Annotated in this window: 16 protein-coding genes and 1 pseudogene; 8 read left to right on the forward strand and 9 right to left on the reverse strand. The window is 55.1% G+C overall.

Annotation, left to right across the window (positions count from 1 at the left end; translation table 11 throughout):
• Positions 1 to 15: 15 nt before the first annotated feature.
• Entirely contained in the window at positions 16 to 480 is a 465-nt protein-coding gene (gene arsN2, locus AUC61_RS01165; RefSeq protein ID WP_109512866.1) for an arsenic resistance N-acetyltransferase ArsN2, read from the forward strand.
• A gap of 182 nt (positions 481 to 662) precedes the next feature.
• Here the strand turns inward: arsN2 and AUC61_RS01170 are convergent, their stop codons facing one another.
• Both AUC61_RS01170 and AUC61_RS01175 read right to left on the reverse strand, forming a co-directional pair.
• Complete coding sequence (locus AUC61_RS01170) at positions 663 to 1430, reverse strand: SIR2 family NAD-dependent protein deacylase (RefSeq protein WP_109512867.1); 768 nt, start codon at positions 1428 to 1430, stop codon at positions 663 to 665.
• A gap of 89 nt (positions 1431 to 1519) precedes the next feature.
• Complete coding sequence (locus tag AUC61_RS01175) at positions 1520 to 1780, reverse strand: hypothetical protein (protein WP_109512868.1); 261 nt, start codon at positions 1778 to 1780, stop codon at positions 1520 to 1522.
• A 98-nt stretch (positions 1781 to 1878) separates the two neighbouring features.
• Between AUC61_RS01175 and AUC61_RS01180 the strand changes: the two genes are divergently transcribed.
• The gene (locus tag AUC61_RS01180; RefSeq protein ID WP_109512869.1) at positions 1879 to 3552 is read left to right on the forward strand and encodes a DUF262 domain-containing protein; all 1674 of its coding nucleotides are present in this window, start codon (positions 1879 to 1881) and stop codon (positions 3550 to 3552) included.
• Between the two features lie 686 nt (positions 3553 to 4238).
• On the opposite strand, the gene AUC61_RS01185 is transcribed toward AUC61_RS01180, so the two are convergent.
• The 3 genes and pseudogenes from AUC61_RS01185 to AUC61_RS01195 all read right to left on the reverse strand — a co-directional run.
• Positions 4239 to 5699, reverse strand: a complete 1461-nt coding sequence (locus tag AUC61_RS01185; protein ID WP_109512870.1) for a hypothetical protein — start codon at positions 5697 to 5699, stop codon at positions 4239 to 4241.
• Positions 5696 to 6682, reverse strand: a complete 987-nt coding sequence (locus tag AUC61_RS01190; protein ID WP_161959187.1) for a nucleoid-associated protein — start codon at positions 6680 to 6682, stop codon at positions 5696 to 5698. Before AUC61_RS01190 ends, AUC61_RS01185 begins: the two co-directional genes overlap by 4 nt.
• Before the next feature lie 383 nt (positions 6683 to 7065).
• Positions 7066 to 7926, reverse strand: a pseudogene (locus AUC61_RS01195) (cation:proton antiporter); the annotation flags it as partial.
• A 341-nt stretch (positions 7927 to 8267) separates the two neighbouring features.
• On the opposite strand from AUC61_RS01195, the gene AUC61_RS01200 reads away from it, so the two are divergent.
• Complete coding sequence (locus tag AUC61_RS01200; protein WP_243244102.1) at positions 8268 to 9023, forward strand: response regulator; 756 nt, start codon at positions 8268 to 8270, stop codon at positions 9021 to 9023.
• 29 nt (positions 9024 to 9052) lie between these two features.
• The gene (locus tag AUC61_RS01205; RefSeq protein WP_243244103.1) at positions 9053 to 10390 is read left to right on the forward strand and encodes an ATP-binding protein; all 1338 of its coding nucleotides are present in this window, start codon (positions 9053 to 9055) and stop codon (positions 10388 to 10390) included.
• 168 nt (positions 10391 to 10558) lie between these two features.
• Here AUC61_RS01205 and AUC61_RS01210 read toward each other — a convergent pair whose 3' ends face one another.
• The gene (locus AUC61_RS01210) at positions 10559 to 12529 is read right to left on the reverse strand and encodes a TonB-dependent receptor domain-containing protein (protein WP_243244104.1); all 1971 of its coding nucleotides are present in this window, start codon (positions 12527 to 12529) and stop codon (positions 10559 to 10561) included.
• Between the two features lie 258 nt (positions 12530 to 12787).
• Between AUC61_RS01210 and AUC61_RS01215 the strand changes: the two genes are divergently transcribed.
• From AUC61_RS01215 to AUC61_RS01225, 3 genes are all read left to right on the forward strand, one after another.
• The gene (locus AUC61_RS01215; protein WP_243244105.1) at positions 12788 to 13627 is read left to right on the forward strand and encodes an EamA family transporter; all 840 of its coding nucleotides are present in this window, start codon (positions 12788 to 12790) and stop codon (positions 13625 to 13627) included.
• A 10-nt stretch (positions 13628 to 13637) separates the two neighbouring features.
• Positions 13638 to 14039, forward strand: coding sequence for an MAPEG family protein (locus AUC61_RS01220; RefSeq protein ID WP_122666934.1), 402 nt, complete (start codon positions 13638 to 13640; stop codon positions 14037 to 14039).
• Positions 14040 to 14108: 69 nt separating this feature from the next.
• Entirely contained in the window at positions 14109 to 14564 is a 456-nt protein-coding gene (locus AUC61_RS01225) for a c-type cytochrome (RefSeq protein ID WP_243244338.1), read from the forward strand.
• A 342-nt stretch (positions 14565 to 14906) separates the two neighbouring features.
• On the opposite strand, the gene AUC61_RS01230 is transcribed toward AUC61_RS01225, so the two are convergent.
• Positions 14907 to 15317, reverse strand: a complete 411-nt coding sequence (locus AUC61_RS01230; protein ID WP_243244106.1) for a DUF1090 domain-containing protein — start codon at positions 15315 to 15317, stop codon at positions 14907 to 14909.
• A gap of 56 nt (positions 15318 to 15373) precedes the next feature.
• Positions 15374 to 17047 (reverse strand): NAD-dependent DNA ligase LigB, encoded by a 1674-nt coding sequence (gene ligB, locus AUC61_RS01235; RefSeq protein ID WP_243244107.1) that lies wholly within the window; start codon positions 17045 to 17047, stop codon positions 15374 to 15376.
• A 189-nt stretch (positions 17048 to 17236) separates the two neighbouring features.
• Here ligB and AUC61_RS01240 point away from each other — a divergent pair, with 189 nt between their 5' ends.
• The gene (locus tag AUC61_RS01240; protein WP_243244108.1) at positions 17237 to 17857 is read left to right on the forward strand and encodes a LysE family translocator; all 621 of its coding nucleotides are present in this window, start codon (positions 17237 to 17239) and stop codon (positions 17855 to 17857) included.
• Positions 17858 to 18037: 180 nt separating this feature from the next.
• Here the strand turns inward: AUC61_RS01240 and metK are convergent, their stop codons facing one another.
• The gene (gene metK, locus AUC61_RS01245) at positions 18038 to 19228 is read right to left on the reverse strand and encodes a methionine adenosyltransferase (RefSeq protein WP_027901297.1); all 1191 of its coding nucleotides are present in this window, start codon (positions 19226 to 19228) and stop codon (positions 18038 to 18040) included.
• Between the last annotated feature and the right edge of the window lie 14 nt (positions 19229 to 19242).

Raw genomic sequence — 19242 nt, forward strand, 5'->3', positions numbered from 1 at the left:
GAAGGAGACGAAGGGATGGGTAAGGAGATGGTGATCCAGGCAACGGAAATAGCCGAAGGACAACGGCAGCGTTTTCGCGACGCGCTGAAGTCCGCTGACCTTCCAGCAGATGATATTGATCTTCCAGGCCGAACCTTTTTTGAGTTCAGACAGGACAGTGAGACGGTCGCATGGGGAGGATTCGAAACGCATGGTGCGGACGGGTTGCTGCGTTCCCTGGTCGTAGTCTCGACACACAGATCGAAGGGGGTCGGTGTCACGGTGCTTCGGGTCATTGAAGCGAAAGCCGCCGAGCAGGGAATCGCTCGACTTCATTTGCTGACAACAACTGCGCCAGGCTTTTTTGAGCAGCAGGGCTATGCAGTAAATCAACGAGGCTCTGCGCCACCTCTTATTTCTCAGACGGAGCAGTTCATGGGGCTTTGCCCTGGCTCGGCTTGCTACATGTGCAAGGCGTTATCTGGAGCGGCAAGAAGGTAGTCGTTGAGATAAAGATGTACGTTGTGGTCAAAGCGTAAGCGGAGCGCGCAGGCCCACGACGGGCCAAAGGCTTGAGGATGGAAGCCCGTAGGGCCGAAACCAGGCATAGCCGGGTTCGGTTTACGACAGCCGTACCCCGAAGGGGGCAAGCTCAAAGCAGAAGTGATATGGATCACCGCCAACTACGATGCAGGATGGTTGCCGAACGTCTCGCGAAGCAGGCTCTGCATCACCACCGAAGCAGGGCCTTCAAGAAAGTGCTCTTGGCTGCTGACATCGAAGCGCACAGGATTAATGTGGACAACAGTCGCCCCGTGGCCCAAAGCACGTAGCGGAAGCTCAGCAGCTGGGTAAACAATCCCGGAAGTACCAATCGAGAGGAAGACATCACATTCCTCAGCAGCTGCGAGCCCTGCGCTCCATGCATCCCCAGGCAGCATTTCACCAAACCACACAACGCCTGGCCGAACATACCCGTTACATGCGGTGCATCGCGGCGGCTCAATCCGACGTCCATCCTCAGGCAGTGCGTCAGACGTGAGAGGCAAGGTATGCGCTTGCCCACAGTCAATGCAGCGGGGCGCATGCAGGCTGCCATGCAGGTGAATCACATCTCGGCTGCCAGCGCGCTCATGAAGGTCATCAACGTTCTGGGTGACCACGGTCAGACTAGGGACATGCTTGGCAAGCTCAGCGATAGCGAGATGAGCACCGTTTGGCTGCGCCTGGAGAACCTTGTGCCGACGCCATTCGTACCATCCCCAACACAATGATGGATCGGCTCTGAATGCTTCGCTGGTGGCGAGCTGTGCAGGATCAAACCGCTCCCACAGCCCTGTGAGTGCGTCTCGGAATGTCGGGATGCCACTCTCCGCCGATGCACCTGCCCCGGTAAAGACCACGACGTGCTGAGTGTCCCTCAACTGCTTAGCCAGGGTACTGATGGTCATGAGCATTCCTTGGGCCGGATACTGTTGAGGTGCCAACACTTTGGGCATTGGATTGGTGGCTGCTGTTGTCGGCCAAAAACCAAGGGATCCTACGCCAATTCTCTTTCAGCCATGCGATCCAGAAGCGCTTGAGGATGAATGCGGTAAGTGCCTACACCAACCCGCTGCGTGAAGTGGTCATAGGTTGGGCTGCTAACGCCAGTGGTCATCTCCGAATTGGATAGGAAGACGCCTGTGTAGGTTTCAGCTACGTCGCTGAAAAGCTGGATAACAGCTTGCCTCGTGACAATCAGACCTTTGCCAAGATGACCGTCGATTACAGCAACCAGCACATTGGTGCGCAGACTCATGTCGTGTTCCTTTTGTCAGGGAGAACTGGCAGGGGGTCGCTAGCTATTTTTGCTGGCTAATGGCTATTCTCTCATCATTTCTACAGCAAGGAACGCGCATGAAGCTTAATCCACTCCACCTCAAGATCGCTGGTTTGCTTGAAGGCAGGCTTTTTCGAATCCCAGAGTACCAGCGCGCCTACTCTTGGACATCTCGCCAGCGTAAAGACTTATTCGGCGACATCGAGGAGGCATTTCGATCTGGTCGGGAGCATTTCATGGCTACTTTGGTCGCCTTGGCCAAGGAGAAAGAAACCCGCCTTCTCGGCGTTGACGAGTTCAAGACTGTCGAGCTGGTTGATGGCCAACAACGTGTAACGACTCTCATCATCCTTATGAAGGCGATTGAGAAGGCTCTAGACAACGACGATGCTACGCAAGCCAAGGTGCGACGGGAGTTGGGTGAGCTCCTTGTAAAGGGAGACGACCATTCTCTGATTCTGCTTCAGACAAACCATGACGCGAGTCAGGTTTTCACCAACTACGTCCGCAAGGGAGTGGTGGAGGAAGGCTCAGCCAAAACTGCTGCAGATCAGAACCTGGTTGAAGCTGCCCGTGACTGCGAACTCTTTGTGAGCAAATGGTTGGCTCGTGGAGATACGATCTTTGAGCTGTTGGTGACCATCAGGAACAAGCTAACGATCATTTACCATGAGATTTCTGACGAGGCTACGGTATACCGAGTCTTCGAGGTTCTTAACAGCCGTGGGCTGGATGTGAAATGGATCGACAAGCTTAAAAGCCAGCTAATGGCACTCATTTTCGAGCACGTTGAGGGTGGCACTCGCGACGAGGCAGTGTCTGAAATGCAAGACGTCTGGAGGGGCATTTATCGCTCGCTGGAAAACAGCACACGAATAGGAGACGAAGCTCTCCGCTTCGCAGGAGCATGGGCGTGTGACGCACGACCGAATCGGATTCCCAGTGAAGCAGACTCGACCGCATTACTAACCTTGAACGCGGGCACGCAGTTAAAAACGATTGCAGAGGTTGGTCATGAGCTCGAAGGGGTCGTGCAAGCAAACCTGCGCCTTTTCCGGGATCCGCGCCTTCGCGCTGTTACGCGCATTGTACACGCTCGATTTGTTGCGGCAGCGATACTGCTGCGGAAGTTCGACAAGAAGACAGAGCAGGAACTACTCGGTAAATGGGAGCGAGCTACTTTCAGGATCTACGAGCTGGCGAGCCGGGACAGCCGGCACAAAGTTGGGGAGTATATTCGTCTTGGCTATGAAATCTACCGGAACAACCTGAGCAAGGATCTAATCCTCAGTGGGTTGGAAAAAATCTCCAAGGGTTATTCGATTGACCAAGTTTTGGAGAATATTGAGTGGCTGAGCAGCTACGATGGCTGGCAAAATCAGCTGCGCTATGTTCTGAACCGTTATGACGAACACTTGGCCAAGCTCGCAGGGCAGAAGCTAAATGAGAGCCAATGGGGAAAGATCTGGGAGCAGGATGCCGCTAGCTCAATAGAACATATCGCACCGCAGAGCAGTGGCGTCGACTGGATGCACCATCTCGGGAATCTGACGATGCTGCCACCTGGAACAAACTCTTCGCTAAAAGCTAGGCCTCCCGTTGAGAAAATAGACGTCTATCGAAGCTGCGGCCTGATTGCCACGATCCATGTCGGCCAACAGATTCATGAAGCTGGTTCTTGGACAGAAGACATGGCTTTAGCTCGAGCAAAAAGCATCGAAGATTTTATCAGGCTTGAATGGGCGGACTGAGCGATAAGTGGGTGGTGACTGTAGTTTGACGACGCCCCAAAAAAGGCCGATCACTATTTTGCTCAAGGCGTGCATCCTGGAAACTTCTGGCCACACTGGCATAGCGCCTCAGCGTAGCTGGAGAATGGCGATAGGCTACTGCCCTCCCTCAGCGCAGTTATGGCGGAAATACCCAGCCTGTATGCCCGGATCTACCCATGAGCTTGGACGTACATAGAGGGATGAATGCCTTCAGAGAAACCTCGGTCTTTTCGCTTTTTACCCGGTGGGGAGTGTCGGCCTCCGATGGTAGGAGCACGTAATGATCCCGATCTGGCACATTAAGCCTATTTTTCACGCTCAATGTGCCGATTCGGGATCACTGCGTAGCGCTTGCAGGGCCGAGACGGCGGGATGGTCGCCATTCCTAAGGGGGCACGGTCTTCAGATGCGAGATGGGCGAATGGTTCGAATCAAACCAAGCGGCCACGGTTTGCAAGATCGATGGACGAGTGGTCGCAATGCCTAAAGGTGGGCACGGCCTTCAAGGGAGATATGGTCGTATTGTTGCGATTCCGAAATGCAAGCAAGGGGCCGAAAGCGATGAAGTCCGCATTCAGGTGAAAGGTTAAGCGCCCAAATTACAACTGTTGGGCTGAACTATTACCATCCAGTTTTGATGCAGCATTATGATATTGTTGCTTTATTTAGAAGCTACCATAAATTATAGATAGAAGGTTTTTTATGCAATTCCACATCGAGACAAGGTAAGAGTTAAAATATTTGTCCACAACATCAGGCGCTGCAAGTGAAAGGAAGTAATGAACAATGGATGCGTACAGGAAAAAGCACACAGTCCAAGCAAACCAGTAAACGGTGCGTCCAGCGGATATAGGCTTCTCAACCAATCGATGCCAGTCATCAGCAGACATGAAGCTATAGAGTTTTTTACGCCATCCTTCGCGGCTGCTATCCCCAAGGCTGTTGAACCTCAAATTTGATAGAGTGTTTATCAGGATACTAAATATCAGAAGCGCGGAAACGCCTAAATAGAGAACTGTCATGGCTGTAGTCTCGACACCTGTTTTTACCATCGGAGTTCTGAGGGCTAATACAATACCAGCCACAGCAAAGTCTCTCCAGAGCGCAGATATTAGATCTCTTGTAGCAGTCTGGGTCTTGTTTACCTCCTCTTGCAAGCCCTTGCGCAGATCCCCCAAACTCTTTACCGCCTCCTTGCTCTGATCTTGAAGGTGAAAGGCAAATGCTTCCTTTGCACCAGACAGGCTGTTTCTCAGAAGAGGTTTCAAACCTGAGGGCCATGTCGCATCGTTGTTCCAGTTAATGGCGATGTGATTGTTAAATAGCTGGAATTTTGTTTCAGATTCCCGAGGCGTAGAGTAAATCCACTGGCAGGTCTCATGCATCGTTATGAAATCGACGTCTGTCCAGTTGATGGGCTCCTCTACGGTTATCGGTAGAGAGCGACCCCCTCGGAAAACAACATGCGTTCCGCCATCTTCCCTTCGGATTTCGGTAGGCAAGCAAAATGCGAGCTTTTCTACTGCGACATTTTTCCAAGTCTTGAAGGTTTCGCTTTCCGCTACTGGCTCCGTTAGCAGCAACCAGGGTTCGAGCGATGAGGGCGCGTAAGCTTGGGTAAGATCTCGGACTGTTTTCCAAGGCTTTTCAGGGCAATGGGTAGTGGTTGGTAGATCCTTATGGCCACCCATCTCTGTTACTGAAAAGCTATAGGTGGAAAAATCGATGACCTCGCCCGCTACCCAAATGCACATTTTTTTTTGCAGTTGCTGCGGTGAGGATAGGCCTGCTCGTAGCCAGTTTTCAAAGCCCTTTAGCGTTAGAAAGTAGCACCAGTGACGTTCTACCGGTTTTTCGAGAATAATCGTCAATCTATCGTTTTCTATGTCCGCATACTGGAAGGTACTAACCTCAATGCTGTCCGAAACTTCCCCAAATAGCTCTATCAGCCCCAGTCCCGCAGTTTTAATGCGAGAGGCAAAGTCTTTTAGCTCGCGGACAAAGTCAATAGAAACATTACTTACTTCGTCGATTCGGAACGTGCCTGCGGTTTCAACCTGAGCAGACCCACCTGACAACGAAAGCCGTTCAAAGAAATTATGAAGCTCTAGGGCTAAATTTTTCATGATTCACGTAGGCGACTTGTTCGGATGGTAATGACGGTTTCATCTGCCCCATTGTCAATAGTTAAACTACCTTTTGCGCGTGCGGGCATATTGATCGTTATACCTTCGCTTGTTACGTATTTTTTTGCTTCATTGGTTGGTAGTTCATCGTTGTCATAAGCAAAGACCTCGCCTGTCAGGTTGAGAGCTTCTAAATCTTTGTTGAAGGTTTCTCGAATTTCATCTCCCCCATTAATGCCAAAGAAGTCGGTGAAAAATTCCTCGACTTCAAATTCCTTGCGCTTCTTCGCTATTTCAATAACTTTTTCAGAAACTTTGGAAGTAATGGTAGGCGGCAGATCGCCTAGATGCGTTCTGACAGTCTTTTTTATAGCCTTGACAAAGTCTGCTGTCATTTCCTTGGAGTTTCGCAGGCGCTCCACACCTAGAAACTCTTTAAAGAAATCACTGATCCCAGATCGGCTCATCTTGTCGATGATTACTACTTCTGAATCATGTGAATCCAAATCTATCAGGGCAGATTTTTGAAGCGCTTTTGGTGATTCAGTAAAGTTGTTGGTCACAGCCTGAAGTATAGCTTTAGCACCCTGTGTTTCAAATGTTACTACTTTTTCAGAGTCGTATTTAATGAGTGAGTAAAATTTCTTGTTCCCTGTAATCAAACCAATGACAATCAATACCCCTGATTTCATCCGTCTATCACCAAGTCGGTGAAATTGGCGGGCTAGACTCTTAGACACGTCCACAAAATCAGACTCGCCTTTTTCCCACCCTTTCAGTTTTGCTTTTACTTGGGATATTTCAGCGAAAGAAAACTTATTACCTTTAAGAGTTTCTTTGATTCGTTCAATAAAGAACGGCTCGAATGTCCCAAGGGGAGTGTCGTCAAAAAGTATGGGGTCGTCGGCCCGGTGATGTACCACGTGAAATATAAAATTCACGATTTTCAGGGCGTCTATTTCTTTATCGGTAAGAGTGGCCAAGGTAATCCCTCATCCTTGCTAGTGGCGACGTGATATCAATCATCGATATAAGCACCTTTCTAGCATTATGCCTAGCGCCTTCCATAGCCTTTGCGATGAAACACTACTGTATGAATATACATACACCGAGGGCATTTGCCAGCACCTAGCTTCAATAAGGATTACCTATCCGATGGAAGGCCAGTTGGAGTGCGTCAGGCGTCTTGGCTTGGGCTGTAACCCTGACCTAGGTATTTTGGGAGTCGAAGTTGGCTGCAGGCGCGGCGATTAGCTTAGTCAGCAGCTTGGCAGGGATAGAGGGGGGCTTCCCAGCTTTAAGTGGCGTTGTACACTCCCTCTCGATGTGACAAGAATGGTTGCTTTTCTGGCCCCTTTGGGAAAACCCAGAAACCGTCCATGTAGCGACGGGTCATGTCGTTCATCGCCAGATTGCGGCCCAGGTTACCGATGATCAGACCCGCGACAACCATCGCAATCGGGCCTGATACGTGCAGCTCGGTGGACATTGCCGAACCGCCGATGACCAGCGCGAGGGTCAACATCACTTCGATCTGGTACTGCTCGATGCTCTTGATCATGAGGTACACGGCATAGCCGATCAGCCCGCCGAACAGAACGCCGCCGACGGCTTCATGCACGAACAGCATGGCGGTCTCGCCGACGGTCGGGGTTTCACCCAATTGCGCGATACCCAGCAACACGGTGAACACCACAACGGCCGTGCCGTCGTTGAACAACGACTCACCCACGATGGTGGTTTTCAGCGGCTTGGACGCATTGGCGGTACGCAATACACCCAGCACCGCGATAGGGTCCGTCGGGGAAATAAGTGCACCAAACAACAGGCAGTACAGGAAGCTGACGTGCCAGCCGAACAAGCCAAAGATCCAGTAGGCCAGCGCGCCGATCACGGTGGTGGCGATCAGAACACCGAAGGTCGCCAGCAAGCCGATGGGCCAGCGGTAGCTTCTCAGGTCAGACAGGTTGACGTGCAGCGCGCCTGCAAACAGCAGGAACGACAGCATCCAGTTCATCAGCAAATCGCCGAAATCGATCTGGCCGATCAATTGCTGGACGCGCTCTTCGAGACCGGGAAAGCCGAGGAAACTCAGGCCTTGCAGGATCAGCGAAAACATCAATGCGGTGACCATGACGCCGATGGTGGGCGGCAGGCCGATGAAACGAAAGTTCACATAAGTGAGCAGCGAGGTGAGGCAGATAAAAGCAGCAACGAGTTCAAGCATCGGTCTTCCTGTTATTGCGATTCAAAGCGTGCCCGACGGCGATTCACGTTTAAGCGGGCAAGGGTTTGATGGGCCGCCGGGGCAAGCGGACACATATTTTTCCATATCCATGGGAAGTGGCATTGACCACAGCAGGCCGACAGCGTTGCAAAGGTGTGCCGGATAGTGGCGCATCGGCTATCATCGCTGCTCGTTAATGGGAATCATCCGCAAATGCGGCGCTGTATTTTGCTTTTGTAGGAGCTGCCGAAGGCTGCGATAGCGGTATGTCAGATTTATCCCTATCGCAGCCTTCGGCAGCTCCTACAAGAGCCCGGTGCCCCAGCAGTATCAGGAACGAAATGAGCTCTGATCCAAACGCCAATCCTTCGCCGCCGCGCATCCTTGTGGTGGACGATCACCGCAAGATCCGCGATCCGCTGGCGGTGTATCTACGTCGCCATGCGTTTGATGTGCGTACGGCTGAAGACGCGGCCGGGATGTGGCAGTTGCTCAAGCAACAGGCTTTCGACGTGGTGGTGCTGGATGTGATGCTGCCGGACGGCGATGGCTTTGAGCTGTGTGGCATGTTGCATCGTCGGGAAAATATTCCGGTCATTCTGTTGACCGCTCGCGATGCATCGGCTGACCGCGTGAAAGGCCTGGATCTGGGCGCGGATGATTACCTGACCAAACCTTTCGAACCCCGCGAGTTAGTCGCGCGGATCAACAGCGTGTTACGTCGCCGTGGTGCCCAAGGGGCTAGCCATCAGGTATCAAGTACTTCGTCGGCACAGCGTTACGAATTCGCCGGTTTGAGCTTCATCACGGCGACGGAATTGTTGTTGCGCGCTGATGGGTCACAGATCCAGCTAAGCACCGCAGAAAGCAGACTGCTGACCGTATTCCTGAAGCATCCCAATCAGACCCTGGATCGCCAGCGTCTACTGGATTTGACGGCGCGTCCCGGCAGCGATGTTTATGACCGCGCCATTGACCGCCAGATCAGCCGCTTGCGTCGCAAGCTGGTGGATGATCCGTTACAACCGCAATTACTTCGCACCGTCTGGGGCGGCGGTTACATGCTGGCGGCCGATGTCTGCGTGCACTCCCTGTGACGTGGTTGAGCCGATGCTGGCCCCGACGCATGACTCATCAACTGGGTCTGTTGTTACTGCTTGCTCTGCTGGCGTCCAATGCGATTGCCATGTTGTTTCTGCAGCGTACTGGGGCACTGATTCACCCGCTGTCCCGCACTCTGACGCTGGAACGATTGACGACGGCTTATCACGTGGCCCACGAGCTGTCGGCCGCTGATGCTTCGCGAGTTCTGGCAACCATGGAAACGCAAGATGCGCGTTTCTGGATCGCGCAACAGCCTGATGTCACCCCCTTTGATATGCACAAAGAAGAGCGGCGCCTGGCGCAAGAGTTACGTGCACGGCTGGAATTGACGCCGCAGGATGCGGTGAACATTCAGTTGGAACGCGTCACCGGCGGACCTGCCCGGGAAGCGGTGTTTTTTCGAGCTGGCTGGGCGCCTTTGCGATTGCGTACCAGCATCGTTTTGCCCGATGGGCAGACGCTCAATGCCTTGCAGCATCCAGCGGGTGCTTATGAGTGGAGTCGTTTGCTGGCTTACACCTTGCCGGTCACGACGATTCCTGTGCTGCTGATCGTGATCTTTTTCATGCGCAGAGTGGTTCAGCCGGTCAAGACGCTGGCTGAAGCGACCGAGCGAGTCAGCCGAGGTGAGTGGATCGCGCCGTTGCCACTGTGCGGTCCGCAAGAGGCTCGGGATCTGACCATCGCATTTAATGTGATGCAGGAACGGATCGCCCGTCATGTGGAAGGTCGCACCCGAATGCTGGCAGCCGTGAGCCATGACCTGAACACGCCGATCACTGAACTGCGTCTGCAAGTTGAATTGATCGAAGACGGTCCGCTGCGCGATGACATGCTGGAAAGCCTTGATGAGCTACGCGCGATGGTGCGCGAGACGCTGGATTTCGTGCGCGGCGATGCCGTTCAGGAGCCAACGGTCAGGGTCTCGTTGAACGAAATGCTCGACGATCTGGCGCGACGTTACCGGACCATGGAGCAGCCGGTGACGTGGCAGGACGGCGAGCCGATTAGTTGCCATTGCCGCCCGTTGGCGCTGAAGCGTGCGCTGACCAATTTGATTGATAACGCCCTGAGGCATGCGGGTGACGCGCAGATCAGTCTGGGGCGTGAAGATGACGGGATGATCCGGCTGGAAATACTTGATCATGGTTCGGGTATTGAACCTGCGTGGTTGACGCAGGTGTTCGAGCCGTTTGTGCAGTTGGGCCGTGGAGGCGCGGATATCAGTCAGGGTGGCGGGCTAGGTCTGGGATTGGCGATCGCCCGCGCCTGTATTCAGGCTCACGGCGGAGAGCTCATCCTGGAAAACCGCCCGCCTGCGGGTTTGTGTGCGGTGGTGCGATTGCCTGCTGCGGGGTGAGCGCTCTGGACAGTATCAACGCTCTTGCCTTGGAATGAGGTCTTGTGGGAGCTGGGCTTGCCCGCGATAAGGCTGGAATCGGTTCGCCTTAGATCGCGTCCAGCCTTATCGCGGGCAAGCCCAGCTCCCACAAGAAGTCTCATTCACTTCATGCAGTGAGGTGCGTTCTTAAAACCTCACAGTCGTCGACGCCCACAGTGTGCGGCCGTAATTGACGGTGCCGTAGGTTTCGTCGTCCAGGCGTCTGTCGGTCAGGTTGTACAGTGCGGCGTTGAACGAGACGTTCTTGGTCAGCTCGTACGAGCCGCCGAAGTCTGTTGTGGTATAGCCCGGCGCCGACTCGTCAGTGATGGTGTTGCCGTACTCTTCGCCGTAGTAATTGATCGCTGCCCAGAGCTGGGTCTTGTCGGACAGCTTCCAGTCAGTACGGATGTTGGCTTTCTGCTTGGGAGTCAGCGCCAGAGGAGCACCGGCGTTGGGCCCGGTTTTTTGCTCTGAGTCGGTATAGGTGTAGTTGGCTTTCAAGGCCAGGTCGGTGTTGATATCCCAGCGACCGTTCAGCTCCACGCCTTTGATCACAGCCTGGTCGACGTTGACGCGATCCATGATGATGAAACCGTTCCACCTTTCGGTGGTAGTGACCGTAGACAGTTTGTCCTTGAAGTCGTTGTAGAACACGGTTGCGCCAGCCGAGAGGTCATTGCGGTTGGACCACATGGCTGACAGCTCGTAGTTGGTGCTCGATTCGGGCTTGAGGTCAGGGTTGCCGAACATCACGAAGCGGTTACGACGCAGGTAGGCATAGTCCTCGATCACTGCACGCAGTTCCGGAGCCTTGAAGCCGCGAGCAACGCCGCCTTTGATGGTCCAGTCGTCGGTGGCATGCCACACGCCGTAAACACGAGGGCTGAAATGCACGCCGTATTCTTCGTGATGGTCCATGCGCAGACCGGTGGTTAACGAGAAGCTATCAGTCATTGCCCACTCGTTCTCGGCGAAAAGTGCTTTTTGCACAACCGAGAACTCGTAGTCCACCTTGTCGCCCAAACCCTGGTTCCAGTCAGTGACCGTGGTTTCGTTCCATTGCAGGCCGGTGGTGGTGATGTTGTGTTCGGTCGGGATAACCAGCTTGGCGTCAAACACCGAGTTTTTCACCGTAGGCTTGCGGCCCAGTACGTCAGCCTGTGCTGCGTCAGCCTTACCTTCGCGACTGGATTCCTCCTGTGCGAACGAGATGTCGGAAGTGGCCCAGTCCCAGCGACCCTGGTGAGAGATCGACCAGTGATCACGGTTATTTTCCTGCTCGCGAGTTGCCCAGTTAGGACTCAGGCCGTCGCCGTTTTTCAGGCGGGTTGCGCCAGCTTCCAGCAGGATGTCGTGGTCGATGGTCGGGGTGAAAGCCAGGCGTGCGGTCAGGTCCTTATGGTCAGCCTTGCTGAAACCATTGGTTTCTTCGACGTTGTCATCAGCCTGGCGATCCAGATAGCGCCCCCAGACTTGCAGCCCCAGCGTGTCTTGAATCAGCGGGCCATTGAGGTAGAACTGGGTTTGTCGTGCATTGCCTTGATCGCTGTGCTGGCGCGCCGAATAGTCGTAGGTGACCGAGCCACCCCATTCGGTGGAAACCTTACGGGTGATGACGTTGATCACGCCGCCAATGGCGTCGGAGCCATACAGCGAGGACATCGGGCCACGTACCACTTCAATACGCTCAATGGCTTCGGCGGGCGGGATGAAGCTCTGCTCATAGCCCGAGTTGCCGTTGACCCTTGATTCTCGAGCACTCTGACGTTTGCCATCGACCAGAATCAAGGTGTAATCAGCAGGCATGCCGCGAATCGAAATATCGGTTTCGTTCGCGCCGCCATTGACCGTCACGCCTTCAACGTCGCGCAGCGCGTCCGTCAAATCGCGGAACGAACGCTTGCGCAGTTCGTCACCGGTGATGATTGTCACGGAAGCCGGTGCATCCTCTACGCTCTGCTCATAACCGGCAGCGGTGACGGTTACGTCTTCCAGAATGGTCACCGGAGCGGCTGTGGTTTCTTGAGCCTGAGCGCAGGCGCTTTGGGCGATGAGGCACGCCAGCGCGAGCTTCGTCATGGCGACAGTGGGCCGCAAACGAAAAACAGAATGCATGGAACTTCCTTACGAATCGGGTTAAACGTTAATCGTAAGGATTCTCATTGGCGAAGGTTGGACAAGGTGTGACAGGGGCTGTTGAGTTTGGAGTGGCTTCTATTGAACAAGTGCAACCCGCTGAATTGAAATGCGTCCCTGTAGGAGCTGCCGAAGGCTGCGAAGCATTTATCCTGACGCACCGCCATCGCAGCCTTCGGCAGCTCCTACAGGGGCCTGCGGGAACGGCAATCTGAATCTGAAACAGGGAGAGTGTTTTTGCTGGCTACGGCGTTGGTGTTGATCGCGGCAGTACTGCACGCGACGTGGAATACCCTGATCAAATTCAGCGGTGAGCGTTTGTTGGTCATCGCCAGCATGGATTTTGTGGCGTTGCTGTTCGCGGTGCTCGCAGTGAGTTTTGTCGAGCCGCCGCCTGCTGCCATCTGGCCATGGATGATCGCCTCGGCGTTGTTCGAGTTGCTATACCGGTATTTGCTGATTCAAGCCTACAGAGTCGGCGACCTCGGACTGGTCTATCCGTTGATGCGTGGGCTGTCGCCGTTGGTGGTGCTGGCCCTGACTTTAATATTTGTCGGCGAAGAACTCAGCACTCAGCAAATCCTCGGTATTCTGCTGATCCCTTGCGGCATGATCTGCCTGCTCTGGCAGGGCGGTGGTGGAGATCGGCTGCCGTGGTCGCTGCTTCCGGTGGTCGCATTGATTGGCGTGTGTATCGGCTGCTACACCTGGATCGACGGGCAAGCGCTGCAGATGGGTGTGCACCCTCTGGACTATCTGATCTGGCTGACGCTGATCAGCGCATGGCCTTTTCCGATGCTGGCTCTCACTTACAAGCGTGCACCGTTCAGCCTCTTCTGGCGGGAGCAATGGCGCTTGGCTTTAAGCGTCGGCCTATGTGTCCTGCTCAGCTACGCTCTGGTGTTGTGGGCGATGCAGTTGGGGTCGGTGGCGGAGGCTGCAGCCTTGCGCGAGGTCAGTGTGATTCTGGTGGTGCTGTTTGGTATGCGGTATCTGAAAGAACCTTTTGGTCGGCCCCGGCTCTTAGCTTGTGGCCTGGTCTTGCTCGGCATGCTGGTAATGAAAATCAAACTATAAGGATTCTGTTATGACGGTTGCATTCTGGTGCGTGTTGGTCGCGATTATTCTGCCGATCGTTTGTGCAGGCATCGCCAAGTATTCCAGTGGCAAGTTCAACGGTAAGCACAACCACAACCCGCGTAATTTTCTGAATAACCTCGAAGGCCTTCCAGCCCGTGCCAATGCGGCGCAGCTCAACAGCTTCGAGATCCTGCCGGGCTTTGCCGCCGCCGTGATCATTGCCCACATCGCCGGTAACGCGCAGTTGGTGACCATCGACGTGGTTGCTGTGTTGTTCATTACCAGCCGCTTGCTCTACATCATTTTCTATCTGGCTGATCTTGCTATCTTGCGTTCGCTGGCCTGGATGGTCGGGCTGGGGCTGATCGTGGGGCTGTTCATTGCGTCCGCCACGCCTTTGCCAGCCTGACTGCAGTGATCCAGCGCTTTGTCTTTATCGGGCGGCCGAGGATACTGGCCGCCGTTTCTGCCGACCCTGCTGGATACAACGTTGAAAAAACTGTGCGCTGTGCTGTTGGCCTGCCTGAGCCTGAGCGCCTGTGGCGGGCTGGACCCCAATTCGCCGGTGGCGCAACGCAAGGCGATCTTCAAGGACATGCTCAAGACCAGCGAAGACCTGGGCGGCATGTTGCGCGGTCGTATCGCTTTCGATGGTCAGCGCTTCAGCGAAGGTGCGGTCAAGCTCGACAGCCTGTCTCATCAGCCCTGGAAACATTTCCCGCAAGTCAAAGAGGCGGATCACACCAGCGCCACGGATGCCGTCTGGCAAAAGCAGGCGCGCTTTCAGGAGCTAGCACGGTCATTGGAATCGGCGACGGCTGAATTGGTGATCGTCAGCAATGAGCGCCCCTTTAAATCCAGCTCCCTGACACCCGCCATGAACAAGGTTCAGGCGGAGTGTGAGGCGTGTCATAAAGAGTTTCGTAATCATTAAGGTGATACGAGGCTTGCGCCTTCATGTGGGGATTGGTCTGGACCACCCGGTGTATCTGATGCACCGCGGCGCCTGAATCGTCGGAATGCCGCCCAGACCAAGCACCGCTCCCGCAGGGTGTCCACGCACTCGGTGGGACCGAATTAATTCGGGAAGAGGTCAGTACAGCAGACACATTTGTATTGTCAGGAATACCGCCTTCCTGGCTAAAGCCGGTCCCACGTCAGTTCATCCTGTGGGAGCCGGGCTTGCCCGCGATAAGGACACCGCGGATATCTGATCCATCGCATAAAGCCATCGCGGGCAAGCCCTGCTCCCACAGGTTCTGCATCAATCCGCTGTTTAATCCTGCGGCTGCAGGTCTTCCAATTCTGTCTGGGCGTCCTGCAGTTCCTTGCGAGACTCAGCCAGCTTGTCTTTGCGCTTGTTGATTTTGTCCGGATCGCCCTTGGTCATGGCTTTGCTCAGATCGGACTCACGCTTTTTGACCTCGCGCTTGGCTTCCAGCACCTTCTGCTCATGTTCTTTAAGCAGCGATGCCTCGGTGCAGTTGGCGTTGGTTTCGCTCAGGGCCTTTTCAAGGCCTGCTTGCTGGGGCTTGTTGCCATTGGCTTTCGCATCTTCGATTTTTCTGCTGATTTCCTGACTTTTTGCCAGGCATCCGCCTTCTTCAGGGGCTGACTCGGCAGCCAGGAGCGGGGTGGCGAGCATTGCGCAGCACGTCAGCAGGATCAGCGGTGAAAAAACCTTCATATGAACTCCTTTTGAAAACTATAACGTCCGGGCTTGATGATAAAACGCCCGGCACTTTAAAAACCTGAAATACCCTTGGCTCGTAATTGCTCGCTCAAGGCCTGAACCTCTGGATGCTGGAAGAAGGCAACCAACTGTTCGGCACGGCCAGGACCTATGCCGGGTTCCGTTTGCCACTGTTGCGTCGTACGCTTTTCCAGTTCGCTCCACTGTTTACCCAGTTGAGCTTCCCCGGTAGGCGGCAGGCCGATAGCCTTTAGCCACACAGCAAACGGTCTGGAGCGGGCCTCGTGCAAACTGTCGATCAGTTTAGCGCCGCTGCGCTCGCCTAGCCCGGAAATGTTAGCAAGCTGGTCTTTATCCAGGGTCATCCAGTCGAGCAATCCATTGATTTTCCCGGCATTGATCAGGTTATCCCAAGTCCCAGGGCCCACTCCGGCCAGCGCCAGACCTTTCTTGCTGCTGAGCCAGACGAGCCGCGCGCGAAACTGACTTTCGCATTCAGGGGCGTGCTGCCAGCAACTGAGGGCGTGAAAGTTTTCTGCCTGGGGAATCTGCAGTTCGTCACGCTCGACGTTACGTGAAACGACGCCGTCCAGTCGGGGAATGGTCAGGCCCGCGAGGCTTACGGCCACTTGATCTCCCGGTCTGATATCCAGCGCCTGCCATCGCTGCAGTGAGCCGACGCTGATGCGACTGATCGTTCTGTCATCCAGGCGCACAGGCTCAAGCTCGAGAACCGGTGTGATCTTGCCGCTACGGCCAATGTTGAAGTTGATCTTGCGTACTTCTGCCAGCGCCTGGGCAAAGGGGTACTTCCAGGCCGCGATCCAGTAGGGCGCTTTCGCCTGCCAGCGCTGTGCCGGTGGACGCTCGCCCTGGCGAATGATGATGCCGTCAGTGGCAAAAGGCAGCGGGTGGCGATACCAATGCTCACGCCAGCGTTGAGCCTGGGTAAAGCCTTCCAGAGGTTGACTGTAGTGAGCGCTGTCGTCGAAACCCAGAGCGCTCAACCCCGCCATACGTTCGCGCATTGAGGTCGGTCCGTCAGGCCAGTCCCAGACGAAAAGACCGATCCGCTCTGCGTCAGCAACGTTCAGTTCGTTGCGGGCAAGCATCCCGGCGACTTTGCCGCGTGCATTTACGCTCCCGGCCTGGGCTTGTATATGATTTTCCAGGCGCAGATACAGCTCACCTTGCAGTATCAGCGTTTCCTGCCAAGGCAGGTGCGCGGGTATGGCTGCGATGGTTTTGGCGTGCCCGGTCCAGTCTTGCCCCTCGATGCCATCGCCACGGCTGATGGCCTGAACCAGATTGCCCTGCTGATACACCAGCGTCACGGCGATACCATCAACCTTGGGTTGAACCCATAGGTCTTTGCGACCTTTAAGCCATTTTTTTACGGCTGTTTCATCACTCAGTTTGTTGACGCCGGTGTGCGGTACAGGATGACGCATCGGGCCTTTGGCCGTTCTCAGTGGGTGGACGGTTTCACCAGGTGGTGAGGTGAAGCATGCGCGCCAGAATTGAAGTCGTTGCCGGGACTGGTCGTACAGCTCATCGGCAATCAGTGACACGCCCTGCCGGTGGTAGCTGTCATCCCAGGCAGAGATTTGTGCTTGTAGGGCCGTGATCGAATTTTTTGCCTTGGCGGGCGTCCAGTCTGGGCATTGATTAGCCTGTGCGGTCAGGCTGATGAGTGAGAGCATGATTACGGCCAGTAAGCGCATCGAAGCATCCTTGCTTGGTGAGATGCCACAGAGGCTAGCGACCGGCGCGCCGGGTGTCTGGTTGTGCTGGTTACTGAATCATTCAGCCAGTACAGATGCCGGTCTTTTGCTCCATGACTGTGCCTTTCAAGGCTGGCAACGTTGCCTGCAATATTGCGACTCCCTTGTCCAAGTGCTGATGGGTGACTCATGGATATCTCGACTCTGGCGGTTTTCGTGCCGGCCTGCTTTGCGCTGAACATGGCGCCCGGCCCCAACAACCTGCTTTCGATCAGTAACGCGACCCGCTACGGCTTTGCCAGGGCCTGCATCGGTGGGCTGGGACGTTTGCTGGCCTTCGCGATCATGATTGCGCTGGCGGCAGTGGGGCTGACTGCGGTGCTGCACACCTCAGAGTGGTTGTTTCATGTGATCAAGATCGTTGGCGCGGCTTATCTGTTTTATCTCGCGATGCAATTGTGGCGTGCCAGCCCTGAGGAAGAGGGCGAAGTGATCGGCTCAGGTAAAGGCATGTTCAGCCTGGCGCGGCAGGAGTTTCTGGTGGCCATCGGTAATCCGAAGGCGATTCTGTTGTTTACCGCTTTTCTGCCGCAGTTCGTAGATCAGGCTGGGTCTGTGACGGAGCAGTTCGCAGTACTCGGGGTTTTTTTCCTGGCGCTGGAATGCCTTGCGATTGCGATCTACGCCTGGATGGGCCTTCACGCTCGCCGATTGTTTGCACGCCCCAGTGGCAAACGATTGTTCAATCGGGTGTGTGCGGGATTGCTGGCCAGTGCGGCTTCGGTGTTGTTGGTGGCAAGAAGGGCTTAGAAACTGGAAAGGGATTTCCTGTAGGAGCTGCCGAAGGCTGCGAATGCATTCCTTCTGACACACCGCCATCGCAGCCTTCGGCAGCTCCTACAGGTCTCGGATTTGCCTGGCGAAAACCAAAAAGCCCCTGACGACCACGGTCGCCAAGGGCTTTTTGTTACGCCTGAAACTTAAGGCGTATTACAGACCGGCAGCGGCGCGCAGGGCGTCGGCACGGTCAGTTTTTTCCCAGGTGAACGTGGTGAACGTGTCGTTACCGACGGTCTTGGTTTGCGGCGTGCGACCGAAGTGGCCGTAGGCTGCGGTTTCCTGATACATCGGGTGCAGCAGGTCCAGCATGGTGGTGATTGCGTATGGACGCAGGTCGAAAATGTCGCGGACCAGTTTGATGATCTTGTCATCGCTGATCTTGCCGGTGCCGAAGGTGTTCAACGAGATCGAAGTCGGTTGTGCGACGCCGATAGCGTAGGAAACCTGAATCTCGCAGCGCTCGGCCAGGCCAGCAGCAACGATGTTCTTGGCAACATAACGGCCAGCGTAAGCAGCCGAACGGTCAACCTTGGATGGATCCTTGCCGGAGAACGCGCCACCGCCGTGACGAGCCATGCCGCCGTAGCTGTCGACGATGATCTTGCGACCGGTCAGACCGCAGTCACCCACCGGGCCGCCAATGATGAACTGGCCAGTCGGGTTGATGTGGAACTGAGTGTCCTTGTGCAGCAGCTCAGCTGGCAGCACGTGCTTGACGATCAGTTCCATCACGCCTTCGCGCAGATCGTTGTAGGAAACTTCAGGGTTGTGCTGGGTCGACAGAACGACAGCGTCGATGCCCACAACCTTGCCGTTTTCATAGCTGCAAGTCACTTGCGACTTGGCATCCGGGCGCAGCCAAGGCAGCAGGCCGGATTTGCGGGCTTCGGCCTGACGCTTCACCAACTGGTGCGAGAACGCGATTGGCGCAGGCATCAGTTCAGCAGTTTCGTTGCTGGCGTAGCCGAACATCAGGCCCTGGTCGCCAGCGCCCTGATCTTCAGGCTTGGCACGGTCAACACCCTGGTTGATGTCAGGGGACTGCTTGCCGATGATGTTCATCACGCCACAGGTAGCACCGTCGAAGCCGACGTCGGAGCTTGTGTAGCCGATGTCGCTGATCACGTCACGAACGATTTGTTCGAGGTCAACCCAGGCGCTGGTGGTCACTTCGCCAGCAACAATGGCAACACCGGTCTTGACCAGGGTTTCAACGGCTACGCGAGCGTGTTTGTCCTGAGCAATGATTGCATCCAGAACCGCATCGGAAATCTGGTCGGCGATTTTGTCTGGGTGCCCTTCGGACACGGACTCGGAGGTGAAAAGGGAGTATTCGCTCATCTCTACGGGTTTCC

Origin of the sequence: Pseudomonas maioricensis, assembly GCF_022790535.1 — a bacterium.
Classification (GTDB): Bacteria; Pseudomonadota; Gammaproteobacteria; order Pseudomonadales; family Pseudomonadaceae; genus Aquipseudomonas; species Aquipseudomonas maioricensis.

Excerpts from the sequence above, each read along its gene's own strand:
- arsN2 (WP_109512866.1), top strand. The coding sequence starts at position 16 with ATGGGTAAGGAGATGGTGATCCAGGCAACGGAAATAGCCGAAGGACAA.
- AUC61_RS01170 (WP_109512867.1), bottom strand. The coding sequence starts at position 1,430 with ATGACCATCAGTACCCTGGCTAAGCAGTTGAGGGACACTCAGCACGTC.
- AUC61_RS01175 (WP_109512868.1), bottom strand. The coding sequence starts at position 1,780 with ATGAGTCTGCGCACCAATGTGCTGGTTGCTGTAATCGACGGTCATCTT.
- AUC61_RS01180 (WP_109512869.1), top strand. The coding sequence starts at position 1,879 with ATGAAGCTTAATCCACTCCACCTCAAGATCGCTGGTTTGCTTGAAGGC.
- AUC61_RS01185 (WP_109512870.1), bottom strand. The coding sequence starts at position 5,699 with ATGAAAAATTTAGCCCTAGAGCTTCATAATTTCTTTGAACGGCTTTCG.
- AUC61_RS01200 (WP_243244102.1), top strand. The coding sequence starts at position 8,268 with ATGAGCTCTGATCCAAACGCCAATCCTTCGCCGCCGCGCATCCTTGTG.
- AUC61_RS01205 (WP_243244103.1), top strand. The coding sequence starts at position 9,053 with ATGACTCATCAACTGGGTCTGTTGTTACTGCTTGCTCTGCTGGCGTCC.
- AUC61_RS01210 (WP_243244104.1), bottom strand. The coding sequence starts at position 12,529 with ATGCATTCTGTTTTTCGTTTGCGGCCCACTGTCGCCATGACGAAGCTC.
- AUC61_RS01220 (WP_122666934.1), top strand. The coding sequence starts at position 13,638 with ATGACGGTTGCATTCTGGTGCGTGTTGGTCGCGATTATTCTGCCGATC.
- AUC61_RS01230 (WP_243244106.1), bottom strand. The coding sequence starts at position 15,317 with ATGAAGGTTTTTTCACCGCTGATCCTGCTGACGTGCTGCGCAATGCTC.
- ligB (WP_243244107.1), bottom strand. The coding sequence starts at position 17,047 with ATGCGCTTACTGGCCGTAATCATGCTCTCACTCATCAGCCTGACCGCA.
- AUC61_RS01240 (WP_243244108.1), top strand. The coding sequence starts at position 17,237 with ATGGATATCTCGACTCTGGCGGTTTTCGTGCCGGCCTGCTTTGCGCTG.
- metK (WP_027901297.1), bottom strand. The coding sequence starts at position 19,228 with ATGAGCGAATACTCCCTTTTCACCTCCGAGTCCGTGTCCGAAGGGCAC.